Source organism: Thiobacillus denitrificans ATCC 25259, assembly GCF_000012745.1.
Taxonomy (GTDB): Bacteria; Pseudomonadota; Gammaproteobacteria; order Burkholderiales; family Thiobacillaceae; genus Thiobacillus; species Thiobacillus denitrificans_B.
Genome location: NC_007404.1, coordinates 753,229 through 772,203, shown reverse-complemented (window position 1 = coordinate 772,203; position 18,975 = coordinate 753,229). Strand labels below are relative to the sequence as shown.

The 18,975-nt window shown below is 69.5% G+C and carries 15 protein-coding genes; all 15 read left to right on the top strand.

The window, feature by feature from the left end:
* Positions 1-247: 247 nt before the first annotated feature.
* The 15 genes from TBD_RS03710 (at position 248) to TBD_RS03640 (ending at position 18,974) form a co-directional block, all read left to right on the top strand.
* Positions 248-1,129 (top strand): radical SAM protein, encoded by an 882-nt coding sequence (locus TBD_RS03710; protein ID WP_011311241.1) that lies wholly within the window; start codon positions 248-250, stop codon positions 1,127-1,129.
* Positions 1,126-1,521 carry a holo-ACP synthase gene (acpS, locus tag TBD_RS03705; RefSeq protein ID WP_011311240.1) on the top strand — a complete coding sequence of 132 codons (396 nt, stop codon included), beginning with the start codon at positions 1,126-1,128 and terminating at the stop codon, positions 1,519-1,521. Before TBD_RS03710 ends, acpS begins: the two co-directional genes overlap by 4 nt.
* A 1-nt stretch (position 1,522) precedes the next feature.
* The gene (gene nagZ, locus TBD_RS03700) at positions 1,523-2,602 is read left to right on the top strand and encodes a beta-N-acetylhexosaminidase (RefSeq protein WP_011311239.1); all 1,080 of its coding nucleotides are present in this window, start codon (positions 1,523-1,525) and stop codon (positions 2,600-2,602) included.
* Positions 2,589-3,530 (top strand): cation diffusion facilitator family transporter, encoded by a 942-nt coding sequence (locus TBD_RS03695; RefSeq protein ID WP_011311238.1) that lies wholly within the window; start codon positions 2,589-2,591, stop codon positions 3,528-3,530. Before nagZ ends, TBD_RS03695 begins: the two co-directional genes overlap by 14 nt.
* A 262-nt stretch (positions 3,531-3,792) precedes the next feature.
* Positions 3,793-3,975 (top strand): hemin uptake protein HemP, encoded by a 183-nt coding sequence (gene hemP, locus TBD_RS03690; protein ID WP_011311237.1) that lies wholly within the window; start codon positions 3,793-3,795, stop codon positions 3,973-3,975.
* Positions 3,976-4,096: 121 nt separating this feature from the next.
* The gene (locus tag TBD_RS03685; protein ID WP_041432321.1) at positions 4,097-4,327 is read left to right on the top strand and encodes a hypothetical protein; all 231 of its coding nucleotides are present in this window, start codon (positions 4,097-4,099) and stop codon (positions 4,325-4,327) included.
* Between the two features lie 69 nt (positions 4,328-4,396).
* Complete coding sequence (locus TBD_RS03680; RefSeq protein ID WP_011311235.1) at positions 4,397-6,370, top strand: FTR1 family protein; 1,974 nt, start codon at positions 4,397-4,399, stop codon at positions 6,368-6,370.
* 143 nt (positions 6,371-6,513) lie between these two features.
* The gene (locus tag TBD_RS03675) at positions 6,514-8,541 is read left to right on the top strand and encodes a TonB-dependent receptor family protein (RefSeq protein ID WP_011311234.1); all 2,028 of its coding nucleotides are present in this window, start codon (positions 6,514-6,516) and stop codon (positions 8,539-8,541) included.
* Between the two features lie 11 nt (positions 8,542-8,552).
* Complete coding sequence (locus TBD_RS03670) at positions 8,553-9,761, top strand: ATP-grasp domain-containing protein (protein ID WP_011311233.1); 1,209 nt, start codon at positions 8,553-8,555, stop codon at positions 9,759-9,761.
* Positions 9,758-11,680, top strand: a complete 1,923-nt coding sequence (locus tag TBD_RS03665; RefSeq protein ID WP_011311232.1) for an IucA/IucC family protein — start codon at positions 9,758-9,760, stop codon at positions 11,678-11,680. The genes TBD_RS03670 and TBD_RS03665 overlap by 4 nt, the downstream gene beginning before the upstream one ends.
* The gene (locus TBD_RS03660; protein ID WP_011311231.1) at positions 11,677-12,840 is read left to right on the top strand and encodes an MFS transporter; all 1,164 of its coding nucleotides are present in this window, start codon (positions 11,677-11,679) and stop codon (positions 12,838-12,840) included. The genes TBD_RS03665 and TBD_RS03660 overlap by 4 nt, the downstream gene beginning before the upstream one ends.
* A gap of 14 nt (positions 12,841-12,854) precedes the next feature.
* Entirely contained in the window at positions 12,855-14,696 is a 1,842-nt protein-coding gene (locus tag TBD_RS03655; protein WP_011311230.1) for an IucA/IucC family protein, read from the top strand.
* Positions 14,687-15,895 carry a type III PLP-dependent enzyme gene (locus tag TBD_RS03650; protein ID WP_011311229.1) on the top strand — a complete coding sequence of 403 codons (1,209 nt, stop codon included), beginning with the start codon at positions 14,687-14,689 and terminating at the stop codon, positions 15,893-15,895. Before TBD_RS03655 ends, TBD_RS03650 begins: the two co-directional genes overlap by 10 nt.
* Positions 15,896-15,900: 5 nt before the next feature.
* Positions 15,901-16,662, top strand: coding sequence for an HpcH/HpaI aldolase family protein (locus TBD_RS03645; RefSeq protein ID WP_011311228.1), 762 nt, complete (start codon positions 15,901-15,903; stop codon positions 16,660-16,662).
* A gap of 215 nt (positions 16,663-16,877) precedes the next feature.
* Complete coding sequence (locus TBD_RS03640) at positions 16,878-18,974, top strand: TonB-dependent siderophore receptor (protein WP_011311227.1); 2,097 nt, start codon at positions 16,878-16,880, stop codon at positions 18,972-18,974.
* Position 18,975 lies beyond the last annotated feature (1 nt).

Genomic DNA, 18,975 nt, shown 5'->3' with positions numbered 1-18,975 from the left:
ACGGCTCCCGCCTAAGGCCGAACGGCTAAGGCGAAGGCAAAGTCCAGACTCTCAAACAGCCCGCCGGGCTGGTGGCGAAAGCCATAGGAGTAAGGAAAACCGGCAACGTCGCAAGGCGTTCGTGGGTTCGAATCCCACACCTTCCGCCACCCCTCGAGTTCTCCCGCGCGCCTGCGGGCTTGCCCCGCCCGGCGCCGCGCCCAAGGCCGATGTTCGCCGCGCCGCCGGTTGATGAGAAAATCCGCCGATGCCGCGCACCTCGATCCTGACCCGCACCGACCACGACCGCGACAGCGCGGGCATGACCTACGTCTACCCGGTCGTCTCGCGCCGCGCCCGCGGCGTCTCGATCGGCGTCAACCTCAACCCGAACAACGCCTGCAACTGGGCCTGCGTCTACTGCCAGGTGCCGGACCTCAAGCGCGGCACCGCGCCGCCGATCGATCTGGCGCGACTCGAAACCGAGCTGCGCGCGATGCTCGACGACGTCGTGCATGGCGACTTCATGCAGCGCCGCGTGCCGCCCGAGGCGCGGCGGCTCAACGACGTCGCGCTGTCGGGCAACGGCGAGCCGACGAGCGCGCGGGCGTTTCCCGAGGTCGTCGAACTGATCGGCCGGGTCATGGCCGACTTCGGCCTCGTCGGCCGCGAAGGCAGTGCGCAAGGACAAGCGGCCAAACTCGTGCTGATCACCAACGGCAGCCTCGCCGACCGCCCGCGCGTGCAGCAGGGCCTCCGCCGGATCGCGGCGCTCGGCGGCGAGGCGTGGTTCAAGTTCGACAGCGCGACCGCCGAGGGCATGCGCGCAATCAACCAGACCCGCGTCTCGCCGGCGCGGCAGTTCGAACGCCTGGCGGCGACCGCGCGGCTGTGCCCGACCTGGCTGCAGACCTGCGTCTTCGCGCGCGACGGCGCGCCGCCGAGCGAGGCCGAGCAGGCTGCGTATCTCGCCGCGGTCACGCGCATTCGCGCCGAGGCGATCCCGGTGCAGGGCGTGCTGCTCTACGGCCTCGCGCGCCCGTCGATGCAGCCGCAGGCGAGCCGGCTCTCGGCGCTGCCGGCCGAATGGCTCGAGGCTTACGCCGAGCGGATTCGCGCCGCGGGCCTGCCGGTGCGCGTCTCGCCATGATCCACGGCATCGGCACCGACCTGCTCGACGCGCGCCGCATCCGCGCCGGGCTCGCGCGCTACGGCGAGCACTACGCCGACCGCATCCTCGCGCCGGCCGAGCACACGCGCTATTACGCGAGCCGCGACCCCGCGGGCTTTCTCGCCAAGTGCTTCGCCGCCAAGGAAGCCTTCGCCAAGGCGCTCGGCACGGGGCTGCGCGCGCCGGTCACGCTGCGCAACATCGCCGTCATGCGCGACGCGCACGGCAAGCCCCACATCGACTGCGCGCCCGAACTCACCGCGTTTCTGCGCGAACGCGGCGTCACCGCGCAGCACGTTTCGCTTTCCGACGAGGGCGACTTCGTGCTCGCCTTCGTCGTGCTCGAACAATCCGCGACGCAGGAGGACTGACGTGACCCTTGGACCCTTGATGCTCGACGTCGCCGGCACCGAACTGTGCGACGACGACCGCCGCCGCCTCAGCGACCCGCTGGTCGGCGGCGTCATTCTTTTCTCGCGCAACTACCGCGACCCGGCGCAGCTCGCCGCGCTGTGCGAGGAGATCCACGCGCTCAAGGCCGCGCCGCTCCTGATCGGCGTCGACCACGAAGGCGGGCGCGTGCAGCGCTTCCGCGACGGCTTCACCCGCCTGCCGCCGATGCGCAGCCTCGGCGCGATCTGGAACGAGCACCCGCAGCGCGCCCGCGAACTCGCGCGCGAGACCGGCTACGTGCTCGCAAGCGAGCTGCGCGCGCACGGCGTCGACTTCAGCTTCGCGCCCGTGCTCGACCTCGACTACGGCGCGTCGTCGGTGATCGGCGACCGCGCCTTCCACGCCGACCCGCAGGCCGTGTTCCAGCTCGGGCAGGCGGTCATGCTCGGCATGAAGGACGCCGGCATGGCGGCCTGCGGCAAGCACTTCCCCGGCCACGGCTTCGTCATCGCCGATTCGCACGTCGACATTCCGGTCGACCGACGCACGCTCGGCGACATCGCTCGCGCCGACCTGGTGCCCTTCCGCCTGATGGTCGAGGCCGGGCTCGCGGCGATGATGCCCGCGCACGTGATCTATCCCGAGGTCGACGCGCAGCCGGCCGGCTTCTCGCGCGTCTGGCTGCAGAAGATCCTGCGCCAGCAACTCGGCTTCGACGGCGCGGTGTTCAGCGACGACCTGTGCATGGCCGGCGCGGCGTTCGCCGGCGGCATCGTCGAGCGCGTGCGGGCCGCGCTCGACGCCGGCTGCGACATGGCCCTCGTGTGCAACCACCCCGAGCTTGCCGACGAGGTGCTGGCCAAGCTCGACGTCGACTGGCCGGCCCCGGCGCGCGCGCGGCTCGCGCGCATGCACGGCCATCCCGCCCACGCGCCGACGATGACCGCGCTGCGCGAATCGGCGCGTTATGCCGAGGCGCTGCACCACGTCGCCGGGCTCGGCCGGGATTCCGCCGAACTCGATCTGTCCGACCCGACCGACTACTGTGGCCGCGCATAAGCACGACCACGCCGGCCACACGCACTTTCACGGCGCGCACGCGGGCGGGAGCCGCACGCTGCTCGTCGCGCTACTGCTGACGCTCGCGTTCGCCGGCATCGAGGCCGCGGCGGGCCTGTGGTCGGGCTCGCTCGCGCTGCTCTCCGACGCCGCGCACATGGTCGCCGACAGTTCGGCGCTCGGACTCGCCGCGGCAGCGGCCTGGCTCGCGCGGCGCCCGCCGAGCATGCGCCACTCCTACGGCCTCGTGCGCGCCGAGGTGCTCGCGGCGCTGCTCAACAGCCTGCTCGTGCTCGTGCTGGTCGGCTTCATCGTGCACGAAGCGCTCGAACGCATCGGCAGCCCGCGCGACGTCGCCGGCGGCGCCGTCATCGGCGTCGCCGTAATCGGTCTCGCGGTCAACCTGACGGTCGCCTGGGTGCTCTCGCGCGGCGCGCACAGCCTCAACAGCCGCGCCGCCCTGCTCCACGTGCTCGGCGACGCGCTCGGCTCGGTCGCGGCGATCGCCGCCGGCATCGTCGTCGTCACGACCGGCTGGACGCCGATCGACCCGCTGCTGTCGATCCTCGTCGCCGTCTTGATCCTCGTCTCCGCGCTGCGGCTGCTGCGCGAGGTCGTCCACGTGCTGATGGAAGGCGTGCCGCTCGACGTCGAACTCGAAGCGGTCGGCCGCGACCTCGCCGCGCTCGACGGCGTGCTGCGCGTTCACGACCTGCACGTGTGGACCCTCTCGACCGGCACCGTGGCGCTCTCGGCCCACCTGGAACTGCGCGACCTCGCCGACTGGCCGGGCATTCTCGCGGCCGCGCGCAGGGACATGGACGCGCGGCACGGCATCCGCCACGTCACGCTGCAACCCGAGACGCTCGCCGCGCTGCCCCTGCAGCGCGCGGAATGGCCGCCGCGGGAAAGCCGCCCGCACGGCTGATGAGTCAGGCGAGCGGCCGCCAGGCCGCCGTCGCGCCGCGCGTTCGTGGCTCCGCCGGGTCTTGCGGTCACACCCGATAACCCGTTTCGCCCGTTTTTGGCCCTGACGCCAGCCCGCCTGCGTTTCCTGCGTGCACCCCGATTCCTGTCTTGCTTGCAAAAAAACGCCACGACTGCCCCACGAGACTTGACACGTAAACGCGAATCGTTATCATTCATATCAACGCAAGAATGAAAACCGCTTCAATCAACGAGACGCCGTCATGGACCTCCAGATACCCTCTTCTCCCGCTGCGCGATCCGAGCCCGGTCAACCCGCCCTGCAACCCGGCGTCGTCGAGGCGGACGCGCTGTTCCGCGGCCATCACGAGATCGTGATCAGCCATAACGGCGCGCACTATCGGCTGCGCATCACGAAGAACGGCAAACTGATTCTCACGAAGTAGTGAACCGCCCGCCAGCACGCGCCGCCGGCGCAAGCCAGCGCTCAATCCACAGGAGACTGGCATGCCCGAACCGAAGCCTCACGCGACCCACCCTGCAGCATCCTTGTCCGAGGAGAAGCCCATGCATACCGCCCGTCCCGCATCGCTCCTGGTCGCCGCACTCGCCTTGCTGCGCCAGCCCTGTTCGCGCAGCCGGGCGACCGCGCGCCTGCTGCTCGAACGTGCCGCCGAAACCGGCGAACTCACGCCGGCCGAGCGTGAAGTCTGCCGCTGTCTTGCCGACGACATGGACGCCGAGCGCCCGAGCGTCGACGCGCCCCTGTTCTGGCGTGGCGGACTGCCCGCGGTTTGAGGGGGCTTGCCGAAGGCGTCCGGCGTCCGCGGCGTTCCTTCTCCAAAATGAAATCGTGAGCACGCAATCATGAATCAACGCACCTTCCAGGCGGCCTTCCACGCGGTGGGCTGGGTCGCCGCGCTCCTCGTGCTCGTCGCGCTGAGCCTGCCGGCCCGCGCCGCCTCGGCCGACCCTGGGCGCACGGCCCAGACCATTGCGCACATGCTCGACTACGTCGGCGTCGACTACCCGGAATTCGTGCGCGACGGCAAGGTGCTCGACGCGGCCGAATATCAGGAGCAGTCGGAGTTTTCCGTCCAGGTCATCGAACAGTTGCGCAAGCTGCCGGACAATCCCGCCAAGGCGGGGTTGCTGCGACAGGCCGAAACGCTCAACGCGCGCATCGCCGCCCGTGCGCCCGGCGACGAGGTGTCCCGTCTCGCCGGCGAATTGAGGCAGGGCGTCATCGCCGCGTATCGCATCGCCGTCGCGCCCAAGCGCGCACCCGACCTGCGCGGCGCCGCCCGGCTGTATGCCGCGCAGTGCGCCGCCTGTCACGGTGCGGAAGGCAAGGGCGACGGCGTCCAGGCGGGCGGCATGGAGCCGGCGCCGGCCGACTTCCACGACGCGGCGCGCATGCGGCAACGCAGCGTGTACGGCCTTTTCAGCACGATCAGTCTCGGCGTAAGCGGCACCGCGATGGGTGGATTCGACCAGCTGTCCGAGGCGGAGCGCTGGGCACTCGCGTTCTACGTCTCCTCGCTCGGGACGCCGGCCGAGGTTGCCCAGCAAGGCGCGGCGCGATTCGCCGCCGGCGGCAGCGACCTGCCCTTCGCCAACCTGAAAACGCTCGTGATGACGACCGAGAACGAAGTCCGCGCGCGCGACGGCGACGCCGCCGCCGCGGTCTTCGCCTGGCTCCGGCAAAACCCGGTCGAAGCGAAGGCGACGGCCGAGCCGCCGCTCGCCTTCGCCGGCCGCCATGTCGACGAGAGCCTCGCCGCCTACCGCTCGGGCGACGTCGCGCTGGCCCAGCGGCTCGCCGTGACGGGCTATCTCGAAGGCTTCGAGCTCGTCGAGGCCAGTCTCGACGCCTCCGACCGCGCACTGCGGCAGGAAATCGAAACCCAGATGACGGCCTACCGCAATCTGCTGCGCGCCGGCGCACCCGTCGCCGATGCGGAAAAACAGGCCGCGCTGCTGCACGCGCTGCTCGCCCGTGCGGGCGACACACTCGACGCCGGCGGGCTGTCGCCGTTCGCCGCCCTGCTCGGTGCCTTCTTCATCCTCGTGCGTGAAGGCCTCGAAGCACTGCTCGTGGTCGCGGCGGTCGTCGCCTTCCTGGTCAAGGCCGAACGCCGCGAGGCGCTGCGCTACGTCCATGTCGGCTGGATCGGCGCGCTGGGCCTGGGCGTGCTGACCTGGTTCGTCGCGAGCTACGTCATCGCGATCAGCGGCGCCGGGCGCGAGGTCACGGAAGGGATCACCGCGCTCGCCGCGAGCGCGATCCTGCTCTACGTCGGCTTCTGGCTGCACGACAAGTCCCACGCCGACCGCTGGAAGGCCTTCGTCGGCCGCCACCTGACGCACGCCTTGTCGCGCGGCACGCTGTGGGCGCTCGCCGGCGTCTCCTTCCTGGCGGTCTACCGCGAAGCCTTCGAGACGGTGCTGTTCTATCAGGCGCTCTGGCAGCAGGCCGAAGGCGCGCGGAGTTCGGTGCTGGCGGGCGCCGGCCTCGGCGCCGCAACGCTCGCCGTGCTCGGCTGGATGATCTTCCGCTTCGGCCTGCGCCTGCCGATCGGCCCCTTCTTCGCCGCGAGCTCGGCGCTGCTCGCGCTGCTCGCGGTCATGTTCGCCGGCCACGGCGTCGCCGCGCTGCAGGAAGCGGGCTGGCTGCCGCTCGATCCTGTCAATTTCATAGAGGTCCCGCTTCTCGGCATTTACGCCAACGTACAGGCCTTGTCGCTGCAGGGCGGCCTGATTGCAGTGATCCTCGTCGGCTTTGCCTGGGGCCACGCCCGGCGCGGGCTTGCGCTCGCCAGCGGCGACGCACTCCGCTGATGCACGTTCGCAAGGCGCACGCAATGAATTTCGCCCGCAGGCCCTTCGCGGCCGCCGGGCCCGCCCACCCTATCGAGTAGAACCGCTACCACCCAGCCAGCCTTACAGCCAGCCAGAAATCCTTAACCGTATCTGGAGGCTGCATGAAGAAGAAGCTGTTGGCTGTACTGATTCCCCTGGCGTTTTCCGCGCACGCGCAGGAGACCGAGCAACTCGAGGCGGTGAGCGTGAGCGCCGACTGGCTCGGCGCCGCGACGCCGGAAGCGGCGAAGAAGCACCCCGGTGCACGCACCGTCGTCACCGAGCAGGAACTCGCCGAATCGGGCGCGCGCACCGTCGAAGACGCCTTGCGCACGGTGCCCGGCGTGCGCGTCCTCGACGAAAGCGGGACCGGCATCCTGCCCAACATCGGCGTGCGCGGCCTCAGCCCGCTGCGCAGCGAACAGGTGCTGGTGCTCGTCGACGGCATGCCGATCACGCTCGCGCCCTACGGCCAGACCGGTTTGTCGCTGTTTCCGCTGACGCTCAATGCGGTCGAGGCGATCGACGTGGCGCGCGGCGGCGTCGCGGTCCACTACGGCCCGAACAACGTCGGCGGCGTGATCAATTTCGTGACCAAGCGCATCCCGCGCAAACCCGCTTTCACTGCGAAGGAGACGCTGTCGATCGCGAGCAGCGGCAATCTGCTCAGCGACACCTACCTGCGCGCGGGCGGCTTCGTCAGCGAGCGTCTGGGCCTGCAGGCCCAGGCCAATCTCATCGAAGGCGAAGCCGAGCGCGACCATTCGAGCACCTCCGTGCAGAACCTCATGCTCGACGCCGACTGGTTCCTGACCGACAGCGCCAACCTCCGCGCCGGCCTGCAGTACTACAAGACCGAGAACGACATGCCCGGCGCGCTGACGCCGGCCTCGTACGAAGCCGACCGCGAGCAGTCGACCCGCCCGCTCGACCGCTTCGACGGCGACACGCTGCGCGGCCACGTCACCTACAGCCAGGCTTTCGCCAACGGCGCGGAATTGAGCTGGGCGAATTTCGCCCACCGCAGCAACCGGCAGTTCTTCTTCGGCAACTCGAGCAACGCCGACACGCCGTCGACCAACGAGATGTCGTCGCCGCGCGAATTCTGGGTCTACGGCAGCGAGCCGCGGCTGACCTTCGACATCGACGCGGGCGTCAAGCAGAAGATCTCGCTCGGCGCGCGCTACCTGCGCGAGGAGGTCGACTACGTCGTCGACTCGCGCACGCTGGCGACCAATGCCTACGCGGTCACGCGCGACTGGCGCTTCGAGAACGACGCCGTCGCCGCCTACCTGAGCGACACCTTCTTCCTGCTCGACGACAGGCTCAAGGTCACGCCCGGCGTCCGCCACGAAACGGTCGACCTCTATTACCGCAATAACCTGACCGGCGCGGAAACGCGTGACACGACCAAGGACTGGCTGCCCGGCATCGACATCGGCTATCAGGCGAGCGACGCGGTCTTCCTGTTCGCGAACTATCACAAGTCGCTGCGGCCGGTGCAGTTCACGCAGATCACCTTCGGCGGCGACCTCGACGCCGAGCGCGCGGAAAACTACGAAGCCGGCATCCGCGTCGCGCCGACCGCGAACGTCGATACGAGCCTGACCGCCTTCCGCTTCGACTTCGACAACAAGCTCGAATTCGTCAGCCAGGCCGTCGGCTTCCGCAACCTCGGCGAGGCGCGCCATCAGGGCGTCGAGGCCGAAGTCGCGTGGCGCCCGGCCGCGGTGCGCGGGCTCGAACTCAAGACCGCCTACACCTACGTCGACACCGAGCAACGCTCGGGCCAGTTCGAGGGCAACGAACTGCCGCTCGCCCCGCACCACCAGCTCAACCTGCAGGGCAACTACCGCAGCGGCGACTGGAACTGGAACCTGAACGGCCTCTACCAGAGCGCGTCCTTCTCCGACGGCGCGAACACGGTCGACGAGAACGCGACCGGCTCGGTCGGACGCATCCCGGCCTATTCGGTATGGAACGCGCAGGTCACGCGCGACTTCCGCTGGAACGGCACGAAGATGAAGGCCGCGCTCGCGCTCAACAACCTGTTCGATCGCGACTATTACTTCCGCGGCGTCGACTTCAGCCAGGGCCGCATGCCGGCGCCGGGCCGCGCCGCCTTGCTCACGCTACAGATGGACATGTGAGGAGGGCGACCATGCGAGAGCTCATCCTGCTGGCCCACGTGCCGACCGATTCGGTCAACGACGGCTTCATTCCGGCAGCGCAGCGGCGCGGCCTGTCGGTCGTGCTGCTGACCGACCACGCCGAGGCGCACCGGCAGCATTTCAGCCGGGCCGGCCTTGCCGCCTATCCCCACGAAATCGTCGCCTGCGACGTGTTCAATCCGCTCGCGGTCGTCGACGCGATCACCTGCCGGGCCGAGGCGCCCACAGCGGTGTTTTCCAACAGCGACCACCTGCAGACGAGCGCGGCGATCGCCGCCGAATACTTCGACCTGCCGCGCAAGGACTGGCACGTCACCTATCGCGCGAAGAACAAGGCGGAAATGCGCGCCCGGCTCAAGGCGCGCGGCCTCGACACGCTCTGGCATGCCGTGGTCTGCGACGCGGCAGGGCTCGCGCGCGTCGTCGACGGCGCGCCTTTACCCTGCGTCGTCAAGCCGCGCGAAGGCGTGGCCAGCCAGCAGGTCAGTCTCGCCCATGACCGCGCCGAACTCGCCGCGCAGTGCGCCGCCGCCTGGTCCAGCCATCCGGGCCAGCCGCTGCTGCTCGAGGAATACGTCGCGGGTCCGCTCTACACGCTGGAAACCCTCGGCGACGACAAGCGGCTCTGCGTGCTCGGCGGCTTCCAGGTCAGGCTGTCGCCGCCGCCGCATTTCGTCGAGCTCGAGGCGCGCTGGGGAACGGGTCTGACCGCCGAGCAGGAGGCGCAGGTCATCGACCTCGTAAGGCATTTCGGCGTCGGCTTCGGCGCCTGCCACACCGAGTTCGTGATGACCGACGCCGGCCCGAAGCTGATCGAGATCAACTACCGCAGCATCGGCGACTACCGCGAGTTCCTGCTGCAGGACGCGCTCGGCCTGCCCTTGTTCGAGATCATTCTCGATCTCTACGCCGGTCAGCCGCTGCCCGACATCGACGTTGGGCCGGGCGCGGCGCTGATCCGCTATTTCACCGCGCAGTCGGCCGGGCGCTTGACCGGCGCGCCGGATGCCTTCGACCGGCGCTCGGAGGACGTGCAGATCACGTTCAAGCCATTGCGCGCGATCGGCGAGACCGTCAATCTCACCCACTCCAACAAGGACTACCTCGGCGTGCTGCGCGGCACGGGCGCCGACGTCCAGCGGCTGGGGCTCGAGATGGACCGGCTCAGCAGCGGCCTCGCGTGGACGATCGCGGCATGAACGCGCGCGCCCCGAAGACCGCCCTCGCCGCCGCCCCGTCACGCAACGACGACGCGTCGCCGGAGGCCTACATCTGCCGGCGCGTCGTCGACGCCCTGCTGCGCGAAGACGTGCGTGCCTGCGTGAGCCGGGCGACGGTGCACGCGGGCGGTGCCACTCTCACGGGCGGCGTCGCCCCCGCGGTCGGCGCCACTCTCACTGGCGGCGCCGCCCTCGCGGAAGGCGCCGGGTCGCGGGCGCTCGCCCGGTTCGGCGACGCCGACACCTGGCTCGAGGTCGGCCATTTCGGCGGCGGCGTGCTGTGGATTCCGGTCGTCGCGTCGACCTTCATGCAGGCCTGGCGCGGCGCCGCCCTGCCGCCCGTATGGGACGACGGTCGACGATGCGAAGCGCTGCACACGGTCGACGCCGTTCTCGCCCGCTTCCAGCAAGGCCTCGAAGCGCCGGCCGCCGAGCGCTTCGCCGCCTTCGCCGAAGAATGCCGCGTCGCCGTCGAACACCGCCGTGCCGGCGAAGCGGAACGCGAGCGCTGGTTCGCCGAATTCCGCGCGGCCTACGGGCGCGCGTCCGGCGCCGGGTTGCCGAACTGGCACGCGCGCCTGTTGCACTACGACCGCCTCGGCGCTTTCCTCGACCATCCGTTCTATCCGACCGCACGCGCCAAGCTCGGCTTCGATCGCGACGCGCTCGAAGCCTACGGTCCCGAGTTCCAGCGCCCCTTCATGCTGCGCTGGCTCGCGGTGCCGCGCGATCTCCATCATCCGAGCGCCAAAGACGGCGTGGCGCCGCCCGCGGTCTGGCCGACCGTCGAAGCCGTCGGCCTGCCGGCGGCGATGGCCGCCACCCATGTCCTGGTCCCGGTGCACCCCTTCGTCTGGGCGCATCAGCTCGACGCCTTCCTCGACGAGGCCGGGCTGCATGAAACCGTCGTGCGCGCGCCGGACCCCTATCTCGCGGTCGCGCCGACGCTGTCGGTGCGCACGGTCGTGCTGCTCGACGCGCCGGAATGGCATCTGAAGCTTCCGCTGACGATCCGCACGCTCGGCGCCAAGAACATCCGCACGATAAAGCCGAGCACGATCCACGACGGCCACCGCTTCCAGACGCTGCTCGCCGACATCGCAGTGCGCGAGCCTGCGCTCGACGGTCGCGTGCTGCTGACCTTCGAGGGCTGCGGCGCGCACGTCGACCACCGCCCCTTCCTCGGCCACATCCTGCGCCGCTACCCGGTCGCCGCGCTCGGCGAGAGCACGCTGGTTCCGGTCGCGAGCCTGCTCGCCGCGGCGCCCGGCGGCACCACGGTGGCCGAAGAAATCGCGGCGGAATTCTATGCGGGCGACCTCGCTGCCTTCTTCGACGACTACCTCGATCTCACGCTGCGACTGCACCTCACGCTGTGGCTGCGGTATGGCGTCGCGCTCGAATCGAACCAGCAGAACTCGGTCCTCGTCCTCAGCCGGAATGCCCCGCGCCTGCGCCTGCTGCTGAAGGACAACGACGCGGGGCGCATCCATTTCGACGCCCTCGCCAGCCGCTGGCCCGATCTCGCCCAGCGCGTCGCCGGCCTGCATGACCGCAGGATATTCGTCGCCGACACGCTACCCCTCGCGCAGATGTTCACGACGATCACGCTGCAGCTCAACATCGCGGTGCTCGCCGAGGGCTACGCCGAACGCCTCGGTGTGCCTGCCGGCACGCTGCACGGGCGCGTGCGCATGCGCCTCGCGGGCGTGCTCGACGAACTCGCGGCCGCAGGCGAAGACGTCGCGCCGGCGCGCCACGTGCTGCTCGAGGACGACCGGCTTTACCTCAAATATCTGCTGATCGCGGCGACCCTCGCCGAGAAAAGCGAGACCGGCGCGGCCGACGTCAACAAGTTCTACGGCCGCAGCGCGCCGAACTTCCTGAAGCCGGCATGAGCCTCGACACGCGGCGCGTCGTCGCCACGATCATGGTCTGCCATTTCGTCGCCGCGTTCGCGGCGCTCGGGATGCCGCCTTTCTTTGCGCTGATCCTCGAGCGATCGCTGCACAGCGACGCGGCCTACCTGGCGGGCTGGCTCTACATCGTGCCGGTCTTCTTCACCGCCGTGAGCAGCCCGTGGTGGGGGCGGCTCGCTGACCGCTACGGCAAGAAGCCGCTGCTCCTGCGCGCCCAGCTCGGCCTCGCGGCGAGCTTCCTGCTCGCCGGCTTCGCGCCCGACGCCGCGACGTTCGCGCTCGCGCTCGCGCTGCAAGGCCTGCTCGGCGGCACCTTCGCCGCGTCGAACGCGTATCTCGCGACGGTGGTCAGCGGCGCCGCGCTTTCGCGCAGCCTCGACCTGATGCAATGGTCGGCACGCGCCGCGCTCGTCGCCGCGCCGGCGGGCCTCGGCGTGCTCATGACGATCGAATCGCCGCTTGAGCTCTACCGTTACCTCGCGCTGCTCCCGCTCGCCGCCGCGGTACTGATCGCGCGCCTGCCGTCGCCGCCGGCCTCGGCTGCCGCGAAACCCGCGGCGCGCGCGCCGGCCGTTGCACCGGAAGCGCGCGCGAACCAGATCTACGCCGCGCAGTTCGCGTTCATATTCGCGACCGTGCTGACCTTTCCGTATTTCGTGCCCTTCGCCCAGGCGGCTTCACAGCCGGCGTCGCTCGCGATGGCCGGGCTGCTGTTCGGCGTCCCGCATCTCGTCTACCTGCTCTGCGCGGTGCCGCTGAGCCGCCGCCTCGTGCCGGGTCGGCTGCTCGCGACGCTCGCGCTGTCCTTTCTCGTGCTCGCGGGCGCGCTCGCGGCGCAGGCGCTGTTGCCGACACTCGCCGGGCTGACCGCCGGGCGCCTGGCGATGGGCCTCGGCATGACGCTCGGCTTCATCAGCCTGCACGCGCTGATCGCCGCGATCGTGACCCGCGAACGCGCCGGCCGCACCTTCGGCTGGTTCGAGAGCAACGCCAAATGGGGCGCGGTCGGTGCCGGCGTGATCGCCGGGGCCGCCGTCCAGGCCATCGATTTGCGCGCGCCGTTCTTCATCGGCGCCGCCGTCCTGCTCGCCGCCGGCGCCTATCTCGGCGCCGTGGCGGCTCAACCGAGAAACCCTTGACCCGAGGAGACAGCATGCACTCACACCATCTCGCAAGTGCGATCGACGCCGCGACGCTGGCGCAGCAGGAAGCCGGCCGCCGCAGCATGGAAACGCTGCTCAACTGCTATTGCCGCGAGGTCGCGGCGCCCGAGGGCCAGCTCAGCGTCGGTCCGCTGTTCGGCCAGAGCGACAGCCCGGCAGCGGTACACCTCGCCCTGCGCGGCAGCGGCGGACGCGCGCTGCATCTGCGCCTGCCGCTGACCGGCGAGCGCGTGCTGACCGTGGTCGACGACGCCTGCGCCACCGGCAACTACCGCTACCGCTCGCCGATGTATTGCAAGGCACCCGGCCGTCCCTGGGCGCTGCTCGACTGGCAGGCGCTCGCCGGCCGCCTGCTGCGCGAGCTCGCGCTCAAACACGAACAGCCGGCGAACGACGAGCTCATGCAGCAGATCGCCGACAGCGTCGCCGTCACCGCGAGCGTGCTGAACCACGCGCGCCGGGAGCGGTTTTCGTCCGAGCCGCTGCAGGCCTTCGTCGAATCCGAGCAGTCGCTGATGTTCGGCCACCCCTTCCACCCCGCACCGAAAAGCCGGCAGGGCCTGTCGGGCGAGGACATGCGGCGCTATTCGCCGGAAACGGGGGCGCGCTTCGCGCTGCATTATTTCGCCGTGCGCCGCGAACATCTGCTGCAGCAGTCGGTGCTCGCCGAGCCCTGCGACCGCGTCGTCGCGGCGCACGCGCCGGACGGAATCGCCGCCGACGACGACTTCTTTCTCCTGCCGGTCCATCCCTGGCAGGCGCGCCATCTGCTCGACCAGCCCGCCGTGGCGACGGCGCTCGCGGGCGACCGCATGCGCGACCTCGGCCCGCAGGGCGCGGATTTCTACCCGACCTCGTCGATCCGCACGCTGTTCCATCCCGACACCCCCTATTTCTACAAGTGCTCGCTCAACGTGCGCATCACCAACTGCGTGCGCAAGAACGCGATCTACGAGCTCGAAGGGGCGCTGCAGGTCACGCGCGTCCTGCGCGGTCTCGGGCCGCAGCTGCGTGCGCGCTTCCCGAACCTCGCGGTCATGGAGGAGCCGGCCTTCCTCTCGGCCGACATGAAGACCGGCGACGCCCGCGCCGACAAAATGATCACCGAAGGCTTCGGCCTGATCCTGCGACATGGCTTCGCCGGCCTGCTGCAGCCCGGCGTCACGCCGCTGCTGGCCGGCGCGCTGTTCGGCAACCACGTCTACGGCGAAGCACGGCTCGCCGAACTGCTCGACGCGCTGCCGCGCCACGCAGGCACCTCGCGCGAGGACGCTGCCGAGTCCTGGTTCTCGCGCTACGTCGGCGAACTCATGCACCCGGTGCTGTACTGCTATTTCGCGCACGGCGTGATCTTCGAGCCGCACCTGCAGAACGTCGTGATCGGCGTCGCCGCCGGCGAGGTGCGTCAGGTCTTCCTGCGCGACTTCGAAGGCGTGAAGCTGGTGCAGGAACGCTTCGGCGCCGAGCGATTGGACGCGATCAGCGCGCGTGCCCGCGAAGCGCTCTGGTATGACGCCGAGCAGGGCTGGAAGCGCATCGCCTATTGCCTCTTCGTCAACAACTTCTGCGAGGCGATCAGCCAGATCGGCGCCGGCAATGCGGCACTGCAGCGTCGCCTGTGGGCGGTCGTGCGCGACCATCTGCACCGCTATCAGAACCAGCATGGCGACGACGCGTCGGCACGCCGCATCAACGCGCTGCTCGCCGGCGAAGCCTTTCCGGGCAAGGCCAATCTGATCAACCGCTTCTTCAAGCGCGCCGACCGCGCCTCCGGCTACCTGCCGGTCAACAACCCCCTCGGCACGCTCGCGGAGCGCCGCGCATGGAACTGAGGCTCGCCGAGGTGTTCGCCCACCTGCGCGAAGCCGAAGCCGAGGCCGGCGCGCCCCTGTGCGCCTACCTCTACGACCTCGCCGCGCTCGACGCACACGCCGCGGCGCTCGCCGCGAGCCTGCCGCCGGGCTGCGACCTCTTCTACGCGATCAAGGCTAATTCCGATCTGCCGATCCTGCAGACGCTGGCGCCGCACGTCGCCGGCTTCGAGGTCTCGTCGGGCGGCGAACTCGCCTGGGTGCGCGCACATTTCGCCGAGATCCCGGTGATCTTCAGCGGGCCGGGCAAGCTCGACGACGAGCTCCGGCAGGCGCTCGAACACGGCGTCGATTGCCTGCATGTCGAGAGCCGGCACGAATTGCAGCGGCTCGCAGAAATCGCGGCCCGGCTCGGTCGTACCGCGCCTGTGGCCCTGCGCGTCAACCTTACGCTCGACGCGCTCGCCGAGACCCCGCTCATGATGGGCGGCAAGCCGACGCCGTTCGGCATTCCGACCGAGCAGCTGCCGGCATGCCTGGACTGGCTGCGCGAGCGGCCCGAGATCCGCCTGCGCGGCCTGCATTTCCACCTGCTGTCGCACCAGCTCGATGCCGCCGCGCACCTACGGCTCGTCGCGGCCTACCTCGCGCAGACCCGCCGCTGGTGCGAGGCGCACGGCCTCGCCCTCGACCACGTCAACGTCGGCGGCGGCATCGGCATCAACTACCGCGAGCCCGCCCGGCAGTTCGACTGGCCCGCGTTCAGCGCCGGGCTCGCATCGCTGCTGCACGAAGCCGGCCTGCCGGGCGTGCGCGTGCGCTTCGAACTCGGCCGCTATGTGACCGCCGCCTGCGGCTACTACGCGATGCAGGTCGTCGACATCAAGCACAGCCATGGCAAGACCTTCGTCGTCGGCCGCGGCGGCTCGCATCACTTCCGCACGCCCTACGCGCAAGGCCACAGCCACCCCTTCCACGTGCTGCCGGTCGATGACTGGCCGTATGCGTTCGCGCGCCCGCAGGCGGCGGATCAGCGCGTCAGCGTCGTCGGCCAGCTGTGCACGCCGAAGGACCTGCTGGCCTTCGACGCCCCGGTCGAATCGGTGCGCTGCAACGACGTGCTGGTCTTTCCCTACGCCGGCGCCTATGCCTGGCACATCTCGCATCACGACTTCCTGCGCCACCCGCATCCGGCGCAGTGGTACCTGCCCGTGGAGTGACGCGCATGCTGCAGACCAATCGCCTCAAACGCGCGCTCGCCGACGGCAAGTCCGTGTTCGGCCTGCTCAATTCGATTCCGTCGCCGCTCGTCGTCGAAATGATCGGCTACGCCGGATTCGATTTCGTCGTCCTCGACATGGAACACGTCTGCGTCAATCCGGAGACGCTCGAAAACATGGTACGCGCGGCCGAATGCGCCGGCATCACGCCGCTGGTCCGCGTACCAAGTGCCGCGCCCGACGTCATCCTGCGCGCGCTCGACTGCGGCGCGCAGGGCGTCGTCGTGCCGCACGTGCAGAGCGCGGCCGAAGCGGCGCAGGCCGTCGCCGCGAGCCGCTACGCGCCGCTCGGCACGCGCGGCATCAGCGGCGGCCGCACGACCGGCTTCGGCACCACCGATCTGGCGGCTTATCTCGCGCGCGCCAACGCGGAAATCATGGTCGTCGCGATGATCGAAGACCGCGCGGGCGTCGACGCCAGTGACGCGATCCTGTCGGTTGCCGGCATCGACATGGTTCTCGAAGGCGCGATCGACCTGTCTCAATCCTACGGCGTGCCGGGACAGGCGCAGCACCCGATCGTGCAGGAAGCGATCGCGAAGGTTGCGGCCGCGTGTGCCGCGCGCGGCGTTCCGTTTTGCGCGATCCCGCGCGTCGCCGAGCAGACGGCCGCCTGGAAAGCGCGCGGCGTGCAGGCGTATCTGCTCGGCGACGACCGCGGCGTGAGCTTCCGCGCGCTCAAGGCGCATCTCGCGGCCTTCCGCTGAGCCCTGCGGCCAAACGGGAGAAATCCCCTCAAGGCAGCCGTGGTTTTGACATCGCTAATAAGAACCATTATTATTCGCATCGCCTCGATTCCGCGCCACGCGCGCACGTATCCGGTCACGCCAGCCACTGACCCCTCCCGGCACGGAGGTGGGTCGCAGCCAGCAGCTTGCTTTGCGGCGACTTCCATCCTTCCAACGAGAAAAAGGTCAGATCCATGAAATTCCGTCTCTCCGCGCTGGCAGGCGCGCTTTCGCTCGCGTTCTCGGCGTCACCGGTCAACGCCCAGACTCCGCAGGAAAACCCGCCCGGCGAACTCGACACGGTCACCGTCTGGTCGGAATACGCGGGCAGCTTCAAGTCCGACACGGTCCAGGTCGGCACCTTCCGCGAGGCGTCGCCGCTCGACGTGCCGCAGACCAGCAACGTCGTGACGCGCGAAGTGCTCGACGCGCAGGCCGCGTCGACGCTGTTCGGCGCCTTGCGCAACACCGCGGGGGTCACCCGCTCGCAACTCAACGGCTCGACCTACGACAACATCGCGATCCGCGGCATCCTGGTCGAGAACCGCGGCAACTACCGGCTCAACGGCTCCTTGCCGATCATCAACCTGATCGATGTGCCGCTCGAAAACAAGGAGCGCGTCGAAGTGCTCAAGGGCGCCTCGTCGCTCTACTACGGCTTCGTGCCGCCGTCGGGCATCGTGAACCTCGTCACCAAGCGCGCGGGCAAGGACCCGGTGTCGAGCCTGGCGCTGTCGGCCAACCACTACGGCGGCGCCAATGTGCACGCCGACGTCGGCCGGCGCTTCGGTGAAGAGCAGCAGTTCGGCGCACGCGTCAATCTGCTTGCCGGCCGCGAGGATATCGGCGTCGACAACTACTCTGGCGACCGCTCCCTCGGCGCGGTCGCGTTCGACTGGCAGGCCAGCGACGCGCTGTCGTTCAAGCTCGACGTCGAGCACTACCGCAAGGACGTTTCCGAGCAAGCGGCGATCAAAGTGCTGGCCCCGAACGCAGACGGGACGATCACGCTGCCCGCCATTCCGGACGCCCGGACCAATCTTGCGGGCGAATGGCAGACCTACGACGCCGACGCGACCAACGTGCTCTTCCGTACCGACTACGTGCTGAGCGACGACTGGGGTTTGCTGCTCGAAGCCGGCCACGCGCAGACCAACCGCGACCGACGCTTCTCCCAGTTCGAGAACTACAACCTCGCGACCGGGGACGGCACGCTGAAAATCTTCTTCAGCCCGAACCAGGAATACGAGAACAGCAACTACCGCGCCGAGAGCTTCGGTCACATCCCCGGCACCTGGGTCAGCCACGACCTCTCGTTCGGCTACACCGCGAACCAGCGCGACCAGAATTCCCGTTCCGGCGGCAGCGTCAGCGTCGCGCAGAACCTCTACGACCCGACCGAGGTGCCGGAACAGACCGCCCCCTCGGCCCCGAGCCACAACCCGTCCACGATCGAGGATCGCGGCTGGTATCTGTTCGACCGCATGTCTTTCGGCGAAAAGTGGCAACTCATGCTCGGCGCGCGCGCCAGCCGTTATGTGAGCGAAACGACGAGCACGCGCTACGAGGCGGACGACGTCAATCCGTCCGTCGCGATCATGTACAAGCCGGTCGCCGGCGTGTCGGTCTATGGCAGCTATCTCGAGGGCCTCGAGGAAAGCGGCCAGGCGCCGGCCCACCGCGCCAACGCCGGCGAGCTGCTGCCGCCTGCGCTGTCGAAGCAGAAGGAAATCGGCGTCAAGGCCGAGGTAGCGCAAGGCGTCCTGCTGCAGGCCGCGTATTTCGACATCGAGCGCCCCTCGACGACGGTCGACGCGTCCAACCGCTTCGTCCTCAACGGCCTCGCCCAGTACCGCGGCATCGAACTCGCGGCCAGCGGCGAAGTCACGCGCTACCTGGCGCTGATCGGGTCCGCCCTCTTTCTCGACGCCGAGCAGCAGAACGCAGCCAACCCGGCGACCTTCGGCAAGGTGCCGGACAATACGCCCGAGCGCACGGCGAGCCTGTTCGCGGAATACCGGCTGCCCGCTGTGCCGGGGCTCGCGCTGAGCGGCGGCCTCTACTACGTCGGCAAGCGCCCGGTGGACAACGAAAACCGCGCCTTCGTCGACGGCTACACGACGCTTTCGCTCGGCGCCCGCCACAGCACGAAGCTGAATGGCAAGCGCACGACCTTCCAGGCCGTCGTCGACAATGTGACCAACGAAAGCTACTGGAGCACGGCGGGCAACGGCCTGCTCGGCGTCGGCGCGCCGCGCACGCTGAAGCTGACGGCAAAGGTCGAGTTCTGAT